The organism is Aquabacterium sp. (assembly GCF_016234775.1).
Classification (GTDB): Bacteria; Pseudomonadota; Gammaproteobacteria; order Burkholderiales; family Burkholderiaceae_C; genus Aquabacterium.
Map to the genome: position 1 here is coordinate 109,364 of NZ_JACRAH010000036.1, position 21,475 is coordinate 130,838.

Genomic DNA, 21,475 nt, shown 5'->3' on the forward strand with positions numbered 1-21,475 from the left:
AGGTAGCAGGATGGACAAAGGCTTTCTCCGATGGGTGTTGGGCCCAGGCATGCGCCTCATGCGACGCTGGAAGCTGTCCGTCAAATTCAGCGTCATCAGCGGGCTGGCTTTTGCGATCACGGCAGCGATGGCGGTGTATGCCTCCATGCAGCATTGGGGGCAGGTTGAACTCACATCTCGCGAGCTCGCAGGTTTGTCTCAGGTACGGGACCTGACTAAGCTGACCTGGCTGGTGCAGGGCCACCGTGATTTGCAGGCCATGCAGGCCTCAGGCGAGGGCATTTCCCTGGAGGACATGAACAAGACGCACGCCGACATTCAACGCGTCATGACCGCTATTGATTCAGGTCTATCCGCCAAGGATCAGGCCGATCTGGTCAAGCAGTGGCAGGGCGTCCGGAAGGATGTGTTGGCTTTGCTGGCGTTGGGCGACCAGACAGATGCATCGACCGCAGGGCAGCGAAAGCAGCAAACGTTGTCTGCGGCGCATGGCGCGGTGATAGACAGCTTGCGGCAGATTCAATTGCGCGTGGGCGAAACCTCCACGCTCTTGCTGGACCCTGAAGCGGAATCGTTTTACCTCATGTTGGTGCTGGTGGATCGCTACATCCCCTTGCTTGAATCCGTGTCGCAGTTGCGGGCGCATGCCATGTTGATGGTCAGCAGCGGTGCGGTCACGCCTGGCGATGAACGGCACTTGCAAGACCGATCGCTGGACATTCGCGCGCAAATCAAGGACATTGACCTGTTGCTCGGGGCGCTGCAGCGCGCTGGTAGCCAGACATCCACCGGTTGGGCGACCACGCAGGCTTTGCTGGAAAGCTTCACATCGGAAGTCAACCGTGCGTCGAGTGGCCAGGTCGCTCCACAAGAGGCCCGGGCACTGATGGATCGGGGCATGCAGGCCATCACCTCGGCGATGACGCTCAACGAGTCTCTGCGCATGCGCCTTGAAGGGCAGCTCGAACGCAGACTGGCCTATCAGAAGCAGGTTGTGGCCATTTACATCGTGGTGACCCTTTTGATGTTCATGGGGATGACGTACCTCATCATGGCGATGGAGTCGGCTCTGACGGGCTCTGTGAAGGCCATGTCCGGGGTGATCGACAACATCGGGCGTGGTGATCTGGCCAACACGCGGGAGATTCACGGGCGTGACGAGTTGGCGCATGTCGGCCGAGGCATGAATCGCATGACGGTGAGCCTGTCTCGCATCGTTTCCAGCATCCGCAGCAATGCGGTGCTGGTGGCCATGTCTGCCAAGCGACTGGGTGATGGTGCCATGGCCCTGGCGCAGCGAACCGAACGTCAGTCCAGCAGCATCAAGCTGGCCAAGGACAGCGTGCGGCATATCCAGCGTGTATTGGAGCAAGGTGTGGACACCGCTCAGCACGTGTCGGACCAGGTCTCTCAGGTCAGCGACCTGGCTGCGCAACGCAGTGCATTCATGCCGCAAGCCGTGGCCACGATGTCGCAAATCGAAGAAGGGTCTCAGCGGATGCGTGAGATCGTCGGCATGATCGAAGACATTGCGTTTCAAACGAACATGCTGGCACTCAATGCGGCGGTGGAAGCTGCCCGAGCAGGAGAGGCTGGTACCGGGTTCGCGGTTGTGGCTGGTGAGGTTCGCCAACTGGCGGGTCGTTGCGCGCATGCCGTGGCCGAAATCAGCGAGCTGATCGAACAGTCAACGCAACAGGTGAGCGATGGTGTGCGACACATGTCGGACATCACGCACACCTTGTCCGATTTGACGGAAGGCGTCAAGAAGGTGGCTCATGGTGTGGCCATCATGTCGGCCAACGCCGGGCAACAGCATCAGATCCTGGAGCAGGTCAACCAGAGCCTGGTCAGCCTGGAGGATATCGCGGGTGAGAATCGTGGCGCAGTCGAAATGGCCCATCAGGCCACGGATCGATTGCTGGAGCGAGCGGCCAGTCTGTCCAAGTCCGTACAAGGCATGAGGCTGGCTCAGGGTAGTGCGGATGAGGCACAGGCCCTGCTGAAAAGGGCTGCCGCGCTGATCGCGGAAAAGGGCGTGACTCAGGCGGTGAGCTTGATCCATGCACCTGAAGGCGGTTTCCAGGATCGCGATCTCTTTGTTTTTGGCATCAACCGAGAGGGCGTTCTGGCTTTTCACTCCAACACGCCTGAAGAAACCGGGCACGTCATGCCCATGCTGACCTCCAGCGATGGCTTCTTGCTGACCGAGGCCTTGTGGCGTGCGGCAGATTCGGATCAGGAGTGGGTGGAGTACGAATCCTGTCATCCCGAGACCCTGGAAATGATGCCCAAGATGGCCTGTGTGTACAAGGTGAGTGATGAACTGCTGCTGAGCAGTGCCTTGTACAGAGATCCCGCCACGCTGAACAAGGCCATGGCCAGTACGCGCACCAGTCTGCCGGTGGCCGTTTCTGGAGGCGACGTTTCCTATGTTGGCACCCCCATGCTGGGCTCCATTTGAGGCATCTTGGCTCAATGGCGCTGCGTGAATGGCTGTCATATGTGACCGCCTGACTCAAGTTGTCACTTGATTTGCCGAAGTTGCTGAGGCAAGGTTACCTCTCAAGAGCCCTATGAGCAAATCCAATCCGAAATCAAACAGACTCAGCCCGCGCCAGGTTGACGCGATCATGCTGTTTGCCGTCCTCATCGGTGGCTTGATCGCGCTGGCGCAGGGTTATGCAGGTCAAAAAATGACGCTGGCAGCCGAACTGGTGGCGGGCTGCGGGGCTATGGCGACGGGCGCTTTCACCTTGGTGCGCGGCACAAGCTGGTCGAGGTTCGGTTTGTCCGCCGCAGCTGCCGGCGTGATCTGCAGTCAGATCTATTTATCCGGTGCGCGGGCCGAGTTCTACATTGGGTTGTTCGTTTTGGGCAGCTTGCTGCCACAGTACCGGAGCTGGCAACTGGTTCTGTCCACAGGTGCTGTATTGGCGGCGTTTCTCTTGCTTTGGGTGGCCAATCAGCCAACTCATCTGGATACGGCGGCCGTCCTGTGTGGTCTGGCCCTGCAATACACCTATCTGGCTTATATCGCCTATTGCGAAGAGCGCGCCGAGTCGGAGCGCTTCGAGTTGGACTTTCTCATTCGCGCCATGGGCTTCGACGGGCCGATTCGCCTGAATCTGGACGTGTTGCGAGCCGATTCACAGGCCGGTATGCGCCTCAAGCATGTGCAGCAACGCATGGCTGAAGCGATTCGCCAGGTCCACACGTCCATTGAAGGGGTTCAGGGTGCGTCCGAGGTCTTGCGTCGCGGCAGCACGGAATTGAGCAACCGCACCATGACCACCGCCTCGGGCCTGCGCGATGCCGCCATGTGCCTGGAGCAGATCAACGTGATTGTGCAAACCAGTGCACAGGCATCCATGGAGGCTCGTGCCATGGCATCTCGGGCGACAGATCTTGCCAACAGCGGTGGGCAACAAGTCAAGAAGGTGGTGGATACCATTCAGGACATCGCCCAGTCTTCCCGCAAGATCACGGACATCATTTCCGTGATCGATGGCATCGCGTTTCAGACCAATATCCTGGCGCTCAATGCGGCCGTGGAAGCTGCTCGGGCTGGCGAGCAGGGCAGGGGCTTTGCGGTGGTTGCAGCGGAAGTGCGAAGCCTGGCTTTGCGTTCATCCGAAGCGGCCCGAGAAATCAAATCGCTTATCACGGCATCCATGCAAACGGTCGAATCCGGCGTGGAGCAAGCGAACCTGACTGGCAGCACCATGGATGACATTGTGGATGCCGTGCGTCGCGTCGGTGAGGTCTTCGAGCGCCTTTCTGCCGATTCGCATGAGCATGCCGGTGGCATTGATGTGGTGACGCAGTCTGTCAAGGAGCTGGATGATGTGACCCAACGCAATATCGCGGTGGCGGAGGCCTCCAGTGGCATTGCCGCTGAGTTGATGGAGCATGCCAGCAAGATGTCCGACGTGCTGAGCGCTTTCAAGTTGGGTAGCGCTGGTGTGGCTGCGCGGAGTGCTTTGATTGGCATGCCAGCTGCCAATGAGGGCGCGGCCGATGCCGGGCCGCAAGGGGTCAAGGCTGTCCCCGTGACGTCTGCTGGCGCATCTCGCGCCAAGGCAGCAGAGGCTGAGAGCGTCGAGTTCTTCTGATCAAAGCGGCAAGCGAGATCACACCATGAACTTGCCTGGCATCCTGTCTGCATGGCGGCAACGATGGGTACCTCCCGGTATGGCGCTGTCCACAGAGCGTCGGCGTGCGGCCTTGTTCTCGTGTATGGGGATCTTGCTATTGGGTCTCTTCCTCACAGTGATGGGGGCCATGTGGATCCGCATGGAGGCCGATCGAGAGGGGCACCTGAATTTTGAACGCTACGCCGACAAGCTGGATGCCAGCGTGGCGCAGCGCTTCAACAGGGTGCTGGCAGCCTACCAGGGTTTGCGTGGGTACTTCCATGCAAGCCAGGCCCCCGTCAACCGGGATGCTTTTCGCATCTGGGTGGCATCCAGGCGCATTCAGGAGGACATGAACGGCATTCGGGGGATTGGCTTCATCCAACGCGTGGATCGACCGGCGCTGAATGACTTCATCGAGGTGGAGCGCAACGATGGTGCGCCTGGATTTTCCGTGCGCACCTCCGGCGATGCATTGGATCTGTTTGTCATCAAGTACATCGAACCGCTGGCCAATAACGAAAAGGCCTGGGGTTTTGATGTCGGATCCGAAACTGTCAGGCGCCAGGCAGCCGAGCGTGCTGTGAGGTCCGGTCAGTCGGCGTTGACCGCTAGCGTCGTGTTGGTTCAGGATGGCAAGAAGCGGCCAGGCTATCTCTATTTCCTGCCAGTGTTCAATTGGGCTACCAAGATCGACACGCCGCAGGACCGCCAGCGCAACCTGGTTGGTTTGATTTACTCGCCCATCGTGCTGGAGGAGTTTCTCAGCGGTATTGGCGATGTCGCCGATCAACAGCTGGACCTGACTGTATTTGACGGTGATGACCTGGCGAGCAAGCAGCAGGTGTTTTCTTTGGGGCTGAACGCCAACAGAGCGCAGCAAACCCCGTCTTTACTCGGCTTGAGAACCCCCAAGTTCCAGATTCACAGGCGCCTTGAAATTGGGGGGCACAGCCTGACCTTGCTCATTGGCAGCACCCGGGAATTCGAACGCCGATTTGAAAGCGCCACGGTAGGGTGGTTCGCCTTGTCGGGGTGCCTGCTCAGCTGTATGTTGGCGGTGACGGCGTGGTTGTTGCTGGTGGGGCGTGCGCGCGCTGAAGCGCTGGCGCAGGCCATGACGTCGGATCTGAGTGCGGCCAAGCAAAAAGCTGAACTGGCATTGCGTGACAACAGCACCTTGCTGGACACCTTGCAGCGCTTCAACCTGATGTCGGTGACTGACGCCAAAGGCATCGTTGTGGACGTTAACGAATCGTTTTGCTTGGTCAGTGGCTACGCACGTGAAGAGATTGTCGGGCGTGGGCACAATGTCATGAGCTCAGGCAATCATGACCGCGAGTTCTGGCGCGAAATGTGGCAAACCATATCTGGCGGTGAGCCCTGGGATGGCGAAGTCTGCAACCGGGCCAAGGATGGTTCACTCTATTGGGTCAAGACAACGGTGGTGCCGCTGAAGGATGCGCAGGGGCGCGTCGAGCGTTATCTGTCCATCCGCACGGATATCACCGACGCCAAGCGCAACCAGCAGAACATGGCGGACATGGCTGAACGCTATCAGTTGGCCATTGACGGCGGCAGTGATGGCCTGTGGGACTGGTTCAATGTGAACGACCACAAGATGTGGTGGTCTCCGCAGCTCTATCGCATGCTGGGTTATGCGCCGGACGAGTTCCCCGCCGGGTTGGATGCCTTTGAAGACCTGCTGCACCCTGATTACAAGCGCAAGGTATTGGGCACGATCGAAGGTGCGCTGCGGCGAACAACGGCCTTGGACATGACCTATCCCTTGCGGACCAGGTCGGGGGCCTATCGCTGGGTGCGTTGCAGAGGCAAGACCTTCTTTGATGACAACGGATTTGCCACCCGCATGGCCGGCTCTGTGCAGGATATTCACGATCGTCACCTCGCCGAGGAGGTGATCCAGAAGCACAGCGAGCAGCTCAGCGCCATCTTCAGTTTAAGCCCGGATGGTTTTGTGTCCTTCGGTGCCGATGGTCAGGTCAACTACGCCAGTGCGGCCTACAGCGAGCTGACGGGTTTGTCTGCCGAGACCGTGCTGTGTCTGGATGAAGCGGAGTTTCTGGCTCAGTTGTTCGCGCGTTGTACCCATCCGCCAGAACTGCGCTCTCTCGACGAGTTGATGGCGTGCCCGAGCCAGGCGGATTCCATGTCATGGATGTCGCGGCATCGCCTTGTGCTGCAGATGAAGTCGCCTGCAGGGCGCATGTTGGCCTTGAGTGTGTACGAGACGCAGGGCGACACAGTGTCTCGGCTCCTGCTGGTGCGTGATGTGACCCACGAGGCCGAGGTCGATCGCATGAAGAATGTGTTTCTGTCGATGGCAGCACATGAACTTCGCACACCCATGGCCAGCATCTATGGCTTCATCGAATTGATGCTGACGCGGGACCTGAAGCCCGAGAAGCAAAAGGATCTACTCAGCAAGGTGTATCGACAGTGCGAGGTGATGATTTCGATCATCAACGAGTTGTTGGATTTGGCGCGCATTGAAAGCCAGCGCGGTGCGGACTTCGAGTGCCGCCAACTCGATCTGCTGGAACTGGTGGATGGGGTGGTTGGGGATTTCAAGACCCCTGCCGATCGCGATGCACCCATCATGGAACGCCCCCAGGAAGCCATGTTGGTGAGTGCCGATCAACAGAAGATGTGTCAGGCTTTCCTGAACGTCTTGTCCAATGCGTACAAGTATTCGCCGCAGGGCGGCCCGGTTCAGGTGAGCTTCCCGACCTCGATTGACGATGATGGCAACCATTGGGCGGGTGTGCGTGTGGTGGACCATGGTATCGGTATGACGCAGGATCAACTGGCGCACATGGGCGAGCGCTTCTTCCGTGCCGATAAATCTGGCAACATCCCTGGGACCGGCCTGGGCGTGAGCATCGTCAAGGAAATCATGGAATTGATGGGCGGCCGGCTGGATGTCAGCAGCGAGTTGGGCAAGGGCACGACCATGACCCTGTGGCTGCCCAAAGAGGCGTACCCACAAACGCTCATGCTGGCCTGACAGGCGCGGGTACCATGGCGGGGTTTGCCCCTCGGGCATCTATTTCAGGAGCGCCCCCATGTGTCAGTTGCTGGGCATGAACTGCAACACGCCCACCGACATCGTTTTCAGCTTTTCGGGTTTTGCCACCCGGGCCTGCGAGCATGCGGATGGGTTTGGCATCGCCTTTTTTGAAGGGCGTGGTGTGCGCTTGTTCGTGGATCACCAAGCCGCCAGTGTCTCGCCCGTGGCGGAACTGATCAAGCGTTACCCGATTCAGAGCCAACATGTGATTGCCCACATTCGCAAGGCCACGCAGGGGCGTGTGGCGCTGGAGAACTGCCACCCGTTTGTGCGAGAGCTGTGGGGGTGCTATTGGGCGTTTGCCCACAACGGCAACCTGGTGGACTTTCACCCCAAGCTGCACGCCGCGTTTCGACCGGTGGGTGATACCGACAGCGAACGCGCGTTTTGCTGGCTCATGCAGGAGCTGGCCAAGAGTCATGCCAGCATGCCCAGCGTGGCCGAGCTCACTGCCACCTTGACGGAACTGGTGCCTCAGGTGGCCCGGCATGGCACCTTCAACTTCATGCTCAGCCAGGGCGAGGCCTTGTGGGCGCATTGTTCGACCAAGCTGCACTACCTGGTGCGCCAGCACCCCTTTGGCATGGCGCGCTTGCAGGATCAGGATATGGCCGTGAACTTTGCCGAAATGGCCGCAGTGGATGACCGTGTGGCCGTGATCGCGACCGAGCCCTTGACCCTCAATGAGCCGTGGACGGCGATGTCCGCCGGTGAGTTGAAGGCTTTCGTTGGTGGGGCGCCGGTATCGGCGGTGTGATCAGGCCGGGCCTTGGCCCCGCAGGCACACGATGCCCTCGATCATCTTGTCCATGCTGAAGCCGAAGCCACTCAACTGCCCGTCCAGCAGCAGGTGGCTCAGGCCATGCACCATGCTCCAGTTTGCGATGGCCGTCATCAGGGCCTGTTCGCTGTCAGGTGGTACACCGGCCTGCTGGGCTGAAGCCTGCAGCAAGAGCTGGAACGCCGTGGAGGCCGCCGTTTTCAGGTCTTCGCTGCTGCTGGCATAGAGGAAACGGCTGAACATCAGCCTGAACAGCGCGGGATGGGCTTGAGCGAACGTCACATAGGCCTTGGCCGTGGCCGACTGCAGGTTCAGCGTATTGGCGGCACCTTGTGCCGCAGCGGCCTGCTGCGCGGCAAAGCGTCGGAAGCCTTCTGCTGCCACCGCGCCGAGCAGGTCATCCTTGTTGGCGAAGTGCCGGTAGGCCGCGTTGGCCGACACACCCACCTCCCGGGCCACGGCGCGCAGGCTGAAGTCTGCCAAGTCGCTTTGTTCCAGGGCTGCCAGCCCCGCCTCAATCAGGGCCGCGCGCAGATTGCCGTGGTGATAAGTGCGGGGGGGAGTGCCTACGTTGTCCATGTGCCTATTGTCCATGCTGCGCATGGCATCCCCCCCCTCAGCATTCACATCGTCTCGGCAAACAACTCCCGCCCTATCAGCATGCGGCGAATTTCGGACGTGCCGGCGCCGATCTCGTACAGCTTGGCATCACGCCACAGGCGGCCCAGCGGGTATTCGTTGATGTAGCCGTTGCCACCGAAGATCTGGATGCCCTCGGAGGCCATCCAGGTGGCCTTCTCGGCCGCCATGAGGATCAAGGCGGCGCAATCCTTGCGCACATGGCGGGCATGCTTGTCGCCCAGGTTGTCAAGGTTTTTGGCTACTGTGTAGGCAAACGATTTGACGGCCTGCTGCATGGTGTACATGTCGGCCACCTTGCCTTGCAGCAACTGGAACTCGCCAATGGCCTGGCCGAACTGCTTGCGCTCGTGGATGTAGGGCACGATGTTGTCCATCACGGCCTGCATGATGCCCAGCGGGCCGCCCGAAAGCACGGCGCGTTCGTAGTCCAGGCCGCTCATCAGCACCTTGGCGCCGTTGCCTTCGCCCCCCAGGATGTTCTCGGCAGGGACTTCGCAGTCTTCGAAGAACAGCGGGTAGGTGTTGGAGCCACGCATGCCCAGCTTGTCGAGCTTGCTGCCCTTGCCAAAACCCTTGAAGCCCTTTTCGATGATGAAGGCGGTCATGCCTTTGGCACCGGCCTCTGGCTCGGTCTTGGCATACACGACCAGGGTGTCAGCGTCACCGCCATTGGTGATCCACATCTTGCTGCCGTTGAGCACATAGCGGTCGCCACGCTTGTCGGCGCGCAGCTTCATGCTGACCACGTCAGAGCCGGCGTTGGGTTCGCTCATGGCCAGGGCGCCGACGTGATCACCACTGATCAGCTTGGGCAGGTACTTCTGGCGCTGGGCCTCGCTGCCATTGCGGTAGATCTGGTTGACGCACAGGTTGGAGTGCGCGCCATAGCTCAGGGCCACGGCCGAGCTGCCGCGGCTGACTTCTTCCATGGCCACCATGTGAGCCAGGTAGCCCAAGTTGGTGCCGCCATATTCTTCGGGCACGGTCAGGCCATGCACGCCCAGGTCGCCCAGCTTCTTCCACATCTGCGCGGGGAAGTTGTTCTCGCGTTCCACGTCTGCGGCGATGGGCGCCAGCTCCTTGGCAACGAAGTGCTGGACGGTGTCGCGCAGGGCGTCGATGTCTTCACCGAGCTGGTGGTTCAGGCCTGGCAGGTTCATGGTCTTGTCTCCTCGGGTATATGGGTTGAATCAGGTGGTGGGGTGCGCGCGCTTGGCCAGCAAGGCATTGCTGACGCGCGACACGGGCTTGCGGCCCAACACACCGGAGATGAAATCCGCCGCGTCCACCAGCTTGCCCAGGTCGATGCCGGTCTGAATGCCCAGGCCGTGCAGCAGGTAGACCACGTCTTCGGTGGCCACGTTGCCGGTGGCACCCTTGGCATACGGGCAACCGCCCAGCCCGGCCACGCTGGCATCGAAGGTGTGGATGCCCAGTTCCAGGCAGCCGTAGATGTTGGTCAGGGCCTGGCCATAGGTGTCGTGGAAGTGGCCGCTGAGTTCGGCAATCGGCACATGCTTGAGCGCACGCTCCATCACTTGCTTGACGCGGCCTGCGGTACCCACGCCGATGGTGTCGGCAATGCCGATGTGGTCGCTGCCGATGTCGAGCAGGCGCTTGACCACGTCCTCCACCGCATCGACGGACACCTCGCCTTGATACGGGCAGCCCAGGGCGCACGAGACAGCAGCCCGCACACGCATGCCGGTGGCACGCGCCGCATCGGCCACGGCCCGGAAGCGTTCGATGGATTCGGCGATCGAGCAGTTGATGTTGCGCTGGCTGAAGGCCTCGCTGGCTGCCGCAAAGATGACGACCTCATCGGCACCGGCGGCCAGGGCGCCTTCAAAGCCCTTCATATTGGGCGTGAGCACGGAGTAGCGAACGGTGTCCTGGCGCTGGATGCCGGCCATGACCTCGGCGTTGTCGGCCATTTGCGGCACCCACTTGGGGCTCACGAAGCTGGTGACTTCGATCTGCTTGAGGCCGGCCTGCTGCAAGCGGTGCACCAGCTCGATCTTGTCGGTCGCATCAACGGGGCGGGCCTCATTCTGCAGGCCGTCGCGCGGGCCCACATCAACCAGTGAGACCTGTCTGGGGAAGTGAGAAGGAATCATGATGAGGACCTCTGGTTAGTCGATGCGCAGCAGTTCGACACCTTCTGCCACCTGGTCACCCACGGCGCACAGGATGGCCGCCACGGTGCCATCTTGCGGCGCGGTGAGCGTGTGTTCCATTTTCATGGCCTCGGTCACGGCCAGGGGCTCGCCTTGTTTGACCTGCTGGCCTTCTTTCACCAGCAGGGCCACGACCTTGCCGGGCATCAGCGCGGTCAGTCGGCCTGTGCCCTGGTGGCTGTGGTCGACCAGGGTCAAGGGGTTCACGCGTTGCAGGTGCACCGCGCCTTCCGATGTGAAGACATGGATGTCGTCTTCATGGCGGTAGGCGCTGATGCGCAGTCGCTGGTCGTTGAGGCTGATGTCTTGCTGGTCGCCTTGTGCGCTCAGCAGGCTCAGTTTGCTGACTTGATCTCCGACCTGCAGCTCATAGTCCTGCGGGCCTACGCAGGTGGTGGTCACGGTGAGGGGCTGGCCCTCATGCAGCAGCACCTCGCGATGGCGCGGCTGGCCCGACAGGCGCCAGCCGTCTTGCACGGACCAGGGGTCTCGCGCCTTGCTGCCATGGGCGGCCTTGGCCGGGCGCAAGAGGCTGGCCATGGCGGCCCCAATGGCCACCTCGGCGGGCACGCCAGGCGCCTGGAACAAGGCCGCATGCTCGCGCTCGATCAAGGCGGTGTCTAGGTGGGCCTTCGAGAAGGAGGCGGTATGGATCACACGGCGCACAAAGGCCACATTGGTGTGCAGGCCCGTGATGTGCAGGTCACGCAGGGCTGCATCCAGCCGGCTCAGTGCGGCATCGCGGTCTTCGCCCCACACGATGAGCTTGGCGATCATCGAGTCGTAATACGGCGAGATCACGTCGCCTTCGCGCACGCCGCTGTCTACGCGCACGGGGGCCACTTCAAATGAAGACGAGGCGGGTGTGCGCAGGATCTGCAAGGTGCCGGTGGCGGGCAGGAACTGCTGTGCGGGGTTCTCGGCGCAGATGCGGGCTTCAATCGCATGGCCCTTGAGCTGCAGCTGATCCTGCTTCAAAGGCAGCGGCTCACCAGCAGCCACGCGCAGCTGCCACTCGACCAGGTCCAGGCCGGTGATGGCCTCGGTGACGGGGTGCTCCACCTGCAGGCGGGTGTTCATTTCCATGAAGTAGAAGCGGCCGTCCTGCTCGCAGATGAACTCGACCGTGCCCGCGCCCACATAGCCCACGCTGCGCGCTGCAGCGATGGCGGCTTCACCCATCTGCTGGCGGCGCTCGGCCGTCATGCCGGGAGCAGGGGCTTCTTCCAGCACCTTCTGGTGGCGGCGCTGTACCGAACAGTCGCGTTCGAAGAGGTAGACGTAGTTGCCCTGCTGGTCACCAAAGAGCTGGATCTCGATGTGGCGCGGCTGGGTAACGTAGCGCTCGACCAGCACATGCGCGCTGCCAAAGCTGGCTTGCGCTTCGCGCTGGCAGGAGGCGAGGGCGGCTTCAAAGTCGGCTGAAGCTTGCACGGCGCGCATGCCTTTGCCACCACCGCCTGCGCTGGCCTTGATCAGCACGGGGTAGCCCATGGCATCGGCCTGGGCCTTGAGGAAGGCCGCATCCTGCTTGTCACCGTGGTAGCCCGGCACCAGCGGCACACCGGCCTTTTCCATCAGCGCCTTGGCGGCGGATTTGCTGCCCATGGCCGCAATGGCGGAGGCGGGGGGGCCGATGAAGGCGATGCCGGCCTCTTCGCAAGCTTGTGCGAAGTCTTCGTTTTCGCTCAGGAAGCCGTAGCCAGGGTGCACGGCCTGGGCGCCGGTGGCCTTGGCGGCCTCCAGGATACGGTCGGCGCGCAGATAGCTTTCACGCGGGCTGGCGGGGCCGATGTGCACGGCTTCGTCACAGGCTTTGACGTGCTGGGCGTTGGCATCGGCGTCCGAGTAGACGGCCACGGTGCGGATGCCCATGCGGCGCGCGGTGGCGGCCACACGGCAGGCGATTTCACCTCTGTTGGCGATCAATATCTTCTGGAACATCACAGCTCCCGAGGTGAACTCGCCTGCAGCACGCTTCGCGTGCACAGGCGATTTGGCTTCGCCGCAAGGCCGGAGGCCTTGTCGCCTCGGTTGGCGATCAATATCTTTTGAAACATCACAGCTCCCGAGGTACTCAGTCGTTAGGTTCGGCGAGATCACGCACGCCTGGTTTGATCGGTGCAGGCCGGGCGTCGGCCAGCCAGGCGGGTGAGCGCTTTTGCAGGAAGGCCTGCAGGCCTTCGCGGCCTTCATCGCTGGCGCGGATGTCGGCGATGCGGCGCGCCGTCATGTCGCGCAAGGTCTCGTTCAGCGGCTGGCCCGCCACGTCCTTGACCAGTTGCTTGCAGGCCCGCACGGCCGCCGGGCCGTTGTGGGTGATGCTGTGCACCACCTGCTGCGTGGCTTCGTGCAGGGCATCCGCCGCGCACACCTCGTGCACCAGTCCCAGCGCCTGCGCACGCGCTGCACTGAAGCGCTCGGCCGTCACGAAGTAGCGCCTGGCGGCGCGCTCACCCAGTGCCTTGATCACATACGGGCTGATGGTGGCAGGGCTCAGGCCCAGCTTGGCTTCCGACAGGCAGAACCCAACCTGCTCGGCGGCCACCACCACATCACAGCAAGCCACCAGGCCCACGCCACCGCCATAACAGTCGCCTTGCACCTTGGCGATCACGGGCACCGGGCTGCTGGCAATCGTCCACAGCATCTGCGCCAGGCGCCCGCCATCGGTGTGGTTCTCGGCCCAGGTGTAGTCGGCCATGGCGCGCATCCAGTTCAGATCGGCGCCGGCGCAGAAGGCCTTGCCATGCGCGCCCAGCACGATGGCACGCAAGGCCTTGTCGGTGGCCAACTCGCTGAACGTGTGGGTCAATTCGGCAATCGTCTCGGCATCAAACGCGTTGCGCAGTTCAGGCCGGTTCAGGTACACGTGGCAGACGTGCCCTTCATGCTGGATATCCAATCGGGACATGCGCGCGCTCCTTACATGCGGAACACGCCATAACGCGTGTCGCCAATCGGTGCATTGAGGCTGGCGCTCAAGGCCAGGGCCAGCACGCGGCGTGTGTCGGTGGGGCGGATCACGCCGTCGTCCCACAGGCGGGCCGAGGCGTAATACGGGTGGCCTTGCGCCTCGTACTGTTCGCGGATCGGTGCCTTGAAGGCTTCTTCTGCATCGGCGCTCCAGGCTTCTTCGCCCTTCAAACCGGTTTTGGCCTCGATGCCATCGCGCTTGACCGTGGCCAGCACGCTGGCGGCCTGTTCACCACCCATCACGCTGATGCGCGCGTTCGGCCACATCCACAGGAAGCGCGGGTTGTAGGCCCGGCCGCACATGCCGTAGTTGCCGGCGCCAAACGAGCCACCGATGATCACCGTGAACTTGGGTACCTGGGCGCAGGACACGGCCGTCACCATCTTGGCGCCTGCGCGCGCAATGCCTTCGTTCTCGTACTTGCGGCCCACCATGAAGCCCGTGATGTTCTGCAGGAAGACCAGCGGGATCTTGCGCTGGCAGCACAGCTCGATGAAGTGGGCGCCCTTGTTGGCGCTCTCCGAAAACAGGATGCCGTTGTTGGCGATGATGCCCACAGGCATGCCTTCGATGTGCGCAAAGCCGGTGACCAGCGTGCTGCCATAGCGGGGCTTGAACTCGTCGAACTCGGAGTTGTCCACGATGCGGGCGATCACCTCGCGCACGTCAAAAGGCTTGCGCGTGTCGGTGGGGATGATGCCGTTGAGCTCGGCCTCGTCAAAGCGGGGGGCGCGGGGTTCCTGCAGCGTGATGTCGGGTGTCTTGCGCCAGTTCAGGCGCGCCACGCATTGGCGTGCCAGGGCCAGCGCGTGGGCGTCGTCACGGGCCAGGTGATCGGCCACACCAGACAGGCGCGTGTGCACGTCGCCGCCGCCCAGGTCTTCCACGCTCACCACTTCGCCTGTGGCCGCCTTCACCAGCGGCGGGCCGCCCAGGAAGATGGTGCCCTGGTTCTGCACGATGATGGTCTCGTCACTCATGGCGGGCACATAGGCGCCGCCAGCCGTGCACGAGCCCATCACCACGGCGATCTGCGGGATGCCGACCGCGCTCATATTGGCCTGGTTGTAGAAGATGCGGCCGAAGTGGTCGCGGTCCGGGAAGACCTCGTCCTGATTGGGCAGGTTGGCGCCGCCCGAGTCCACCAGGTAGATGCAGGGCAGGCGGTTCTGCGCGGCGATCTCCTGCGCGCGCAGGTGCTTCTTGACCGACAGTGGGTAGTAGGTGCCGCCTTTGACCGTGGCGTCGTTGCACACGATCATGCATTCCACGCCGGACACGCGGCCGACACCCGCGATCACGCCAGCCGAAGGCGCAGCGTTGTCATACACATTCAAAGCAGCGAGTGGCGCCACTTCCAGGAAGGGCGAGCCGGCATCCAGCAGTTGCTCCACGCGGTCACGCGGCAGCAGCTTGCCACGAGCCAGGTGCTTGGCGCGAGGGGCCTCGCCACCACCCAGCGCGATGCGGGCGAGTTGTTGCGCCAGGTCGTCCACCAGGGCTTGCATGGCCTGGACGCTGGCCTTGAAGGCGTCGGAGCGCGGATTGAGTTGGGTCTCGATGACGGGCATGGTGGGCTGTGTAAAAAGGCCTCAGGATTGGGGCGGTGACTGGACATGGCGCAGCGCTTCGCTCACCTCATCCTTGAAACGGCTGAGGGCCGCCAGGGAGGCGTCTTTGGGCATCAGCGCGCTCCAGATCAGTTCGGTCAGTTGCTCGGCCGTGGTGTCGATGCGGGGGCGCTTCATGGTGGTGATGGCATCCCACAGCACGTGTTCCATCGAGCCGTAAACCAGGTCGCGCAGCAGACGCAGTGGCATGTCCTGGCGGATCTGGCCCTGCGCCTGGGCTTCGGCCAGGCAGTCCATCAAGGGGGCGGTGTAGCGGCGTTTGCAGTCGGTGATGACCTGGGCCAGTTCGGGTTCGGCGGCGCGGCCTTCGCTGAGCACCAGGGCGCACATGCCCGAGCCATCGGCCAGCAGGGTCACCAGGTGGGCGCGCACCACATGGCTGAGCTTGGCGTGCACGCCGTGCAGGTGCGGCACGTCGCGCTCCAGTTCGCTGCTGATCTCGTCGTACCAGTCCTTGATGACCTGGATGCACAGTTCGCGCTTGCCGGGGAAGTAGGTGAACACCGTCGCCTCGGAGACGCCCGCCGCTTCGGCAATCTGGGCGGTGGTGGCGCGCTGGTAGCCGTGCTCGGAGAACACGCGTCGAGCGGCACTCAGCAGCGTCTGGATGCGCTCCTGGGACTTGGCTCGACGAGGCGTGGTGCGTTGCAGGCTGGTGGGCACGATAAAAATTGAGTGTCACTCAAGAATGGCGCGATCATGCCATGGGCCGCTCAGCTTGTGGGGAATGAAAAACTTAGGGTAAACGCGTGTTTGTGACGCATTGCGCGCAACGCGTTCACCCTTTGAGTCAGACTCAGCGGGCGGCCAGCCTCAGCCCGCCGTCCAGACGTATCACCTCACCGTTGAGGTAGTCGTTTTCCACGATGTGCCGCACCAGCGCCGCATATTCGTGCGGGGCGCCCAGGCGTGCGGGGCAGGGCACGCTGGCCGTCAGGGCGGCTTGTCTTTCTTCAGGCAAGCCGGCTACCAAGGGCGTATCGAAGGCGCCGGGCGCAATCGCCATCACGCGGATGCGGTCGCGCGCCAGATCGCGTGCTGCGGGCAGGGTCATGGCGGCGATGCCACCTTTCGATGCCGCGTAAGCCACTTGCCCCATCTGCCCGTCAAAAGCGGCAATCGAGGCGGTGTTGATGATCACCCCGCGGCATGCATCCATGGCCTCGCCAGGCCGAGGTGGGGAGGCCATCATCACCGACACGGCCAGCCGCATCATGTTGAAGCTGCCCAGGAGGTTCACCTGCATGACCCGCTGGAAGGTGGACAACTGGTGCGGCCCTTCACGACCATGCAGGCTCTCCTCGAAAGCAACGCCAGCGGCATTGATCAGCACGTCCAGCCTGCCGAAGCGATCCTTCGCCATGTAGACAGCGGCCGACCCTTGTGTGTCATCGCTGACATCGGTGTCCATCCAGTGCCACCGTTCCTGGTGCGGATCAAGCTGGCGCAAAGGGTGATCAGGTGGCGGGGCGCAGCGGTCGGCCAGCAGCAGGCGGGCGCCAGCCTCCCAGGCCATCAGGCTCGCGGCCGCCCCCAGGCCGGAGCAACCACCCGTGATCAGGAAAACGCAAGGTGCGATCTTCATGGCCGTCCCCTTCGGATGCGGAATGGCATCATGGCGCCAATCCGCATCACACACAAGCCATGACAAGCAACTCTGTGACCGACCTCAAATGGGACCTCCCCAGCCCGCATGTGCTCAACGTGTCCGTACAGGATCAGCACATTGACCTCATGCGCCACACGAACAATGTGGTCTACCTGCAATGGCTGGAGGATGTGGCCTGGGCGCACTCCATTGCGCTGGGGCTGGGGCCAGCCGAGTACGAGACCCTGGGCCATGGCATGGTGGTGCGCCAGCATGAGTTGAACTACATCCAGGCCACCCGCCTGGGTGAGCAACTGGCGCTGGCGACCTGGATCACACAGGCCGACAAGCTGTCCATGCGACGCCAATATCAGTTCATTCGCCTGGATGACGGCGCGACCGTTTTCCGCGGCCACTCACAGTTTGTCTGTGTGGACATTGCCCAGGGCAAGGTGCGTCGCATGCCGCCCGCTTTCCTGGCGTCTTATTGCTCTGCGGTCGCCGCCCAGCCGCCCAGCGCCGCCAACCGCACTGACTAGGCCTTCATTTCATGCTTATTTAAGCTTTGGGCCCCATCAAGTAGCGGTTTTTTCGCCCGATAACGAGTCAACTTCAGCCGGAGAGGTATTCATGCTGGGCGTTGCTGTTTTGGCAACGCAGCCAGCCCCGGCGATCGCCGGTGGGCTGGCGAGCCAACAGCCTGAAACGACCTGGGAGTCGTGATGAACTTCTCGAATTTGAAGATCGGTGCGCGCGTAGTCGTGCTGGGCGGGACCATGGGTGTTGCCTTGCTGGTAGTGGGCGCAACCGGCGGGTGGGCCTTGAAGGCCGACGAGGCGCAGTTCGAAGCTTGTGCCCACAAGGCTCAGCAGTTTGAGCAAGCCATTGACCTGTCGCGAGGCGCGCAGGTGGCATTCAAGGTACAGATTCAGGAGTGGAAGAACACGCTGCTGCGCGGTGGCGACCAGGCTGCCTTCGACAAATACAGCGCCGCCTTTGTCAAAGAGGGCGAGGTCACGCAAGCCAGGCTTCAGGACCTGAAAGGTGTTCTGGCCGGCCTGAACTTGCCCACGTCCGACGTGGACCAGGCTCAGTCCGCGCTGAGCGAACTCAAGACGAAGTACCTGGATGCGCTGACGCACTATGACCGTGCCAATGCAGATCACAGTGCTCACGAGGTGGATCGGCTCGTCAAGGGTATGGATCGCCCGCCCACCAAGAAGATTGATGAGATTGTCGCCAGTGTCCTGTCATCGGCCAAAACCATGCAGGCCCAGGCACTGGATGCAGCCAAGGCCAGGATGCAGACGGCCATCATGACCATGCTGGGTGTGGTCCTGCTGGCGCTGGGCGTTGGTGCGTCGGTGGCATGGCTCATCTTGCGCAGCATCACCGACCCTCTGGCTCAAGCTGTGTCTGCGGCCACCGAGGTGGCCAACGGCAACCTGCGCGTGACCATCCACGCCGATGGGCAAGATGAAGTCAGTCAGTTGCGCGCGGCCATGGGCAAGATGAACGACAGCCTGTTGCGTGTCGTCAGCCAGGTGCGAGAGTCAGCCGACATGGTCTCGCATGCCTCGGGCGAAATTGCATCGGGCAACATGGACTTGTCCTCACGTACCGAAGCTCAGGCGTCCAATCTGCAGCAGACGGTGGCGACCATCAGTCAGTTGTCGACGGGCGTTCAGCACAGTGCGGATCATGCTGCACAGGCCCAGGATCTGGCCAGCCGTGCCAGCGACGTGGCTGAACGCGGCGGGGCCGTGGTGGGGGACGTTGTGCAGACCATGAACGACATCAATGCCAGTTCGCGCAAGATCTCCGAGATCATCGGGGTCATTGATGGCATCGCCTTCCAGACCAATATCCTGGCCCTGAACGCAGCGGTGGAAGCCGCTCGCGCCGGTGAGCAGGGCAGAGGCTTCGCCGTGGTCGCGTCCGAAGTGCGTGCCTTGGCTCAGCGCAGTGCCAATGCCGCGCGCGAAATCAAGTCCCTGATCAACGCCAGCGTGGAGTGCGTGGATCGTGGCAGCCACCTGGTTGACGAAGCGGGCTCTACCATTGCCGAAGCCGTTCAGGCGGTCAAGCAGGTGCGCGACGTGATTTCCGAGATCTCGGTCGCCGCACGAGAACAAGCTGAGGGGATCAGTCAGGTCAGTCAATCCATTGGCGCCATGGACACGACCATGCAGCAAAACGCAGCCCTGGTAGAACAGGCCGCTGCTGCAGCGTCATCATTGCAGCAACAGGCGCAGGCTTTGCAAGGGTCGGTCAGCTTCTTTCGAGCTTGAGTCCTGCGGCGGGCCCCTCTGATTGGGGCCTTGCCGTCGGGGGCGCCCGGTCAGGGGCGACAATAGGGCCTTGGCGCCACCTGCATGGCGCATTCACCCGCTGCCCATTTCCGCCCCAACGTGTCTGCACTGCCCAGCGCGGCCTCTGACCAGGCTGCATCGTCCACCGAGCCCTTGACCATCCTTCAGGAGGTCTTTGGCTACGCCGCCTTCCGGGGGCAGCAGCAGGCCATCGTCGATCACGTCACGGCGGGCAACGATGCCTTGGTGCTGATGCCCACCGGTGGCGGCAAGAGCCTGTGCTACCAGATCCCCGCGATAGCGCGCCATCGCGCCGGCAAGGGCGTGACCGTGGTGGTGTCGCCCTTGATCGCGCTGATGCACGATCAGGTTGGTGCGCTGGAAGAAGTCGGCGTGCATGCGGCCTTCCTCAACAGCAGCCTCAGCCAGGAAGACACCCAGCGCATCGAGCGCGAGATGATGTCCGGCCGACTGGTGCTGCTGTATGCGGCGCCGGAGCGCGTCACCAACCTGCGCTTTCAGGCCCAGCTCGCCAGCCTGCACGAGCGCGGTCTGCTCAGCCTGTTTGCGATTGACGAGGCGCACTGCGTCAGTCAGTGGGGACACGATTTCCGGGAAGACTACCTGCAGCTGAGCATGCTGCACGAGCGCTTTCCCGATGTGCCGCGTCTGGCCCTGACCGCCACCGCTGACGATCAAACCCGCGCCGACATGATCGAGCGCCTGCAGTTGCAGGAAGCCCGTGTCTTCATCAGCAGCTTCGACCGGCCCAATATCCGCTACGCCCTGGTAGAAAAAGACAATCCGAGGCAACAGCTGCTGCGCTTCATCCGTGACGAGCACGACGGTGACGCCGGCATCGTCTATTGCCAGAGCCGCAAGAAGGTGGAAGAAACGGCCGCCTGGCTCAATGAGCAGGGCATCTCGGCGCTGCCGTATCACGCCGGGCTGGATTCAGCCGTGCGCCAGAAGCACCAGGACCGCTTCCTGCGTGAAGACGGCCTGGTCATGGTCGCCACCATCGCCTTCGGCATGGGCATCGACAAGCCCGACGTGCGCTTCGTGGCCCACCTGGACCTGCCCAAGAACATCGAAGCCTATTACCAGGAGACCGGGCGTGCCGGCCGTGATGGCGGTGATGCCGATGCCTGGCTGACCTATGGCCTGGCCGACGTGGTCAACCAGCGCCGCATGATCGATGAAAGCCCGGCGGCAGACGACTTCAAGCGCATCCAGCGCGGCAAGCTCGATGCCTTGCTGGCGCTGGCCGAAGCCCATGACTGCCGTCGCGTGCGCCTGCTGGCCTATTTTGGCGAGGAGAGCAAACCCTGTGGCAATTGCGATAACTGCCTGCATCCCCCCGCCACCTGGGATGGTACCGAGGCCGCGCGCAAGATGCTCAGTTGCATTTACCGTTTCTGGCAGCACGGCCGCCAGCGCTTTGGCGCGGGTCACCTGATCGACGTGCTGCGTGGCAAGCAGACGGACAAGGTGCAGCAATATGGTCACCAGAGCCTCAGCACCTTCGGCGTGGGGGCTGATCTGTCGGAAAACCAGTGGCGCGCTGTGTTGCGCCAGCTGGTTGCGCTGGGCCACGTGGTCGCGGAAGGGGAGTTCAACACCCTGACCTTGACGGACAGTGCCCGAGCCGTGCTCAAGGGTGAGGTCAATCTCACCTTGCGCGAGGCGGTTGAAGCGCCGCGTCGTGGTCGTGTGACCAAATCGGGCGGCAAGGTGGCCTCTGCGCCAGCTGATCTGACTGGCGACGCGCTGTCTCGTTACAACGACCTCAAGGCCTGGCGAGCCGGGGTGGCGCGCGAGCACAACCTGCCGGCTTACGTGGTGTTTCACGATGCCACGCTGGCCGACATGGCGCGAATTTCGCCCCAAACCTTGGGCGAGTTGGGCAGCATCAGCGGCGTGGGGGGCAAGAAGCTTGAGGCGTATGGCGAGCAAATTTTGAGGGTTCTGCGGGCGTGATTCCGCCCTGAACTGGGGCAATTTGTCTTGAAAAACCAGGTTCTCTGATTGATGTTGCACCCCGGTGGTGCGTTTTTTCATTCGATTGCCTAGGCAATGAGTTTTTGCGTTAAAACCACTGAATTGGCGGCGTTTTGTCCTGAAATCCAATGGAAATTGA

15 protein-coding genes are annotated in these 21,475 nt (G+C 62.3%); 7 read left to right on the plus strand and 8 right to left on the minus strand.

Features of this window, described 5'->3' with window-relative positions:
• The first annotated feature begins 58 nt into the window (after positions 1 to 58).
• The 4 genes from HY836_RS10650 (at position 59) to HY836_RS10665 (ending at position 7,984) form a co-directional block, all read left to right on the plus strand.
• Complete coding sequence (locus HY836_RS10650) at positions 59 to 2,464, plus strand: methyl-accepting chemotaxis protein (protein ID WP_290676126.1); 2,406 nt, start codon at positions 59 to 61, stop codon at positions 2,462 to 2,464.
• Positions 2,465 to 2,633: 169 nt separating this feature from the next.
• Positions 2,634 to 4,115 (plus strand): methyl-accepting chemotaxis protein, encoded by a 1,482-nt coding sequence (locus HY836_RS10655; RefSeq protein ID WP_290676127.1) that lies wholly within the window; start codon positions 2,634 to 2,636, stop codon positions 4,113 to 4,115.
• Between the two features lie 25 nt (positions 4,116 to 4,140).
• Positions 4,141 to 7,164, plus strand: coding sequence for a CHASE domain-containing protein (locus HY836_RS10660; protein ID WP_290676128.1), 3,024 nt, complete (start codon positions 4,141 to 4,143; stop codon positions 7,162 to 7,164).
• 58 nt (positions 7,165 to 7,222) lie between these two features.
• Complete coding sequence (locus HY836_RS10665; protein WP_290676129.1) at positions 7,223 to 7,984, plus strand: class II glutamine amidotransferase; 762 nt, start codon at positions 7,223 to 7,225, stop codon at positions 7,982 to 7,984.
• Here the strand turns inward: HY836_RS10665 and HY836_RS10670 are convergent, their stop codons facing one another.
• The 8 genes from HY836_RS10670 to HY836_RS10705 all read right to left on the minus strand — a co-directional run bounded on the left by HY836_RS10670 (position 7,985) and on the right by HY836_RS10705 (position 17,020).
• Complete coding sequence (locus tag HY836_RS10670) at positions 7,985 to 8,587, minus strand: TetR/AcrR family transcriptional regulator (protein WP_290676130.1); 603 nt, start codon at positions 8,585 to 8,587, stop codon at positions 7,985 to 7,987.
• 44 nt (positions 8,588 to 8,631) lie between these two features.
• Positions 8,632 to 9,810 (minus strand): isovaleryl-CoA dehydrogenase, encoded by a 1,179-nt coding sequence (locus HY836_RS10675; protein WP_290676131.1) that lies wholly within the window; start codon positions 9,808 to 9,810, stop codon positions 8,632 to 8,634.
• A 30-nt stretch (positions 9,811 to 9,840) separates the two neighbouring features.
• Positions 9,841 to 10,767 carry a hydroxymethylglutaryl-CoA lyase gene (locus HY836_RS10680; protein WP_290676132.1) on the minus strand — a complete coding sequence of 309 codons (927 nt, stop codon included), beginning with the start codon at positions 10,765 to 10,767 and terminating at the stop codon, positions 9,841 to 9,843.
• A 15-nt stretch (positions 10,768 to 10,782) separates the two neighbouring features.
• Entirely contained in the window at positions 10,783 to 12,771 is a 1,989-nt protein-coding gene (locus HY836_RS10685) for an acetyl/propionyl/methylcrotonyl-CoA carboxylase subunit alpha (RefSeq protein WP_290676133.1), read from the minus strand.
• Positions 12,772 to 12,904: 133 nt separating this feature from the next.
• Positions 12,905 to 13,741 carry an enoyl-CoA hydratase/isomerase family protein gene (locus HY836_RS10690; protein WP_290676134.1) on the minus strand — a complete coding sequence of 279 codons (837 nt, stop codon included), beginning with the start codon at positions 13,739 to 13,741 and terminating at the stop codon, positions 12,905 to 12,907.
• Positions 13,742 to 13,752: 11 nt separating this feature from the next.
• On the minus strand, positions 13,753 to 15,375 hold the full coding sequence (locus HY836_RS10695; RefSeq protein ID WP_290676135.1) for a carboxyl transferase domain-containing protein: 1,623 nt from the start codon (positions 15,373 to 15,375) through the stop codon (positions 13,753 to 13,755).
• A gap of 21 nt (positions 15,376 to 15,396) precedes the next feature.
• Entirely contained in the window at positions 15,397 to 16,098 is a 702-nt protein-coding gene (locus tag HY836_RS10700; protein WP_290676136.1) for a TetR/AcrR family transcriptional regulator, read from the minus strand.
• A 133-nt stretch (positions 16,099 to 16,231) separates the two neighbouring features.
• The gene (locus HY836_RS10705) at positions 16,232 to 17,020 is read right to left on the minus strand and encodes an SDR family NAD(P)-dependent oxidoreductase (RefSeq protein ID WP_290676137.1); all 789 of its coding nucleotides are present in this window, start codon (positions 17,018 to 17,020) and stop codon (positions 16,232 to 16,234) included.
• A gap of 59 nt (positions 17,021 to 17,079) precedes the next feature.
• Here HY836_RS10705 and HY836_RS10710 point away from each other — a divergent pair, with 59 nt between their 5' ends.
• The 3 genes from HY836_RS10710 to recQ all read left to right on the plus strand — a co-directional run bounded on the left by HY836_RS10710 (position 17,080) and on the right by recQ (position 21,315).
• Positions 17,080 to 17,562, plus strand: a complete 483-nt coding sequence (locus HY836_RS10710; protein WP_290676138.1) for a thioesterase family protein — start codon at positions 17,080 to 17,082, stop codon at positions 17,560 to 17,562.
• A 183-nt stretch (positions 17,563 to 17,745) separates the two neighbouring features.
• Positions 17,746 to 19,314 carry a methyl-accepting chemotaxis protein gene (locus tag HY836_RS10715; protein WP_290676139.1) on the plus strand — a complete coding sequence of 523 codons (1,569 nt, stop codon included), beginning with the start codon at positions 17,746 to 17,748 and terminating at the stop codon, positions 19,312 to 19,314.
• Between the two features lie 84 nt (positions 19,315 to 19,398).
• On the plus strand, positions 19,399 to 21,315 hold the full coding sequence (gene recQ / locus HY836_RS10720; protein ID WP_290676140.1) for a DNA helicase RecQ: 1,917 nt from the start codon (positions 19,399 to 19,401) through the stop codon (positions 21,313 to 21,315).
• Positions 21,316 to 21,475 lie beyond the last annotated feature (160 nt).

Coding starts and splice junctions, on each gene's coding strand:
- HY836_RS10650 (WP_290676126.1), top strand. CDS start 59: ATGCGACGCTGGAAGCTGTCCGTCAAATTCAGCGTCATCAGCGGGCTG.
- HY836_RS10680 (WP_290676132.1), bottom strand. CDS start 10,767: ATGATTCCTTCTCACTTCCCCAGACAGGTCTCACTGGTTGATGTGGGC.
- HY836_RS10655 (WP_290676127.1), top strand. CDS start 2,634: ATGCTGTTTGCCGTCCTCATCGGTGGCTTGATCGCGCTGGCGCAGGGT.
- HY836_RS10660 (WP_290676128.1), top strand. CDS start 4,141: ATGAACTTGCCTGGCATCCTGTCTGCATGGCGGCAACGATGGGTACCT.
- HY836_RS10675 (WP_290676131.1), bottom strand. CDS start 9,810: ATGAACCTGCCAGGCCTGAACCACCAGCTCGGTGAAGACATCGACGCC.
- HY836_RS10685 (WP_290676133.1), bottom strand. CDS start 12,771: ATGTTCCAGAAGATATTGATCGCCAACAGAGGTGAAATCGCCTGCCGT.
- HY836_RS10715 (WP_290676139.1), top strand. CDS start 17,746: ATGAACTTCTCGAATTTGAAGATCGGTGCGCGCGTAGTCGTGCTGGGC.
- recQ (WP_290676140.1), top strand. CDS start 19,399: ATGGCGCATTCACCCGCTGCCCATTTCCGCCCCAACGTGTCTGCACTG.
- HY836_RS10705 (WP_290676137.1), bottom strand. CDS start 17,020: ATGAAGATCGCACCTTGCGTTTTCCTGATCACGGGTGGTTGCTCCGGC.
- HY836_RS10690 (WP_290676134.1), bottom strand. CDS start 13,741: ATGTCCCGATTGGATATCCAGCATGAAGGGCACGTCTGCCACGTGTAC.
- HY836_RS10665 (WP_290676129.1), top strand. CDS start 7,223: ATGTGTCAGTTGCTGGGCATGAACTGCAACACGCCCACCGACATCGTT.
- HY836_RS10710 (WP_290676138.1), top strand. CDS start 17,080: ATGACAAGCAACTCTGTGACCGACCTCAAATGGGACCTCCCCAGCCCG.
- HY836_RS10695 (WP_290676135.1), bottom strand. CDS start 15,375: ATGCCCGTCATCGAGACCCAACTCAATCCGCGCTCCGACGCCTTCAAG.
- HY836_RS10670 (WP_290676130.1), bottom strand. CDS start 8,587: ATGGACAACGTAGGCACTCCCCCCCGCACTTATCACCACGGCAATCTG.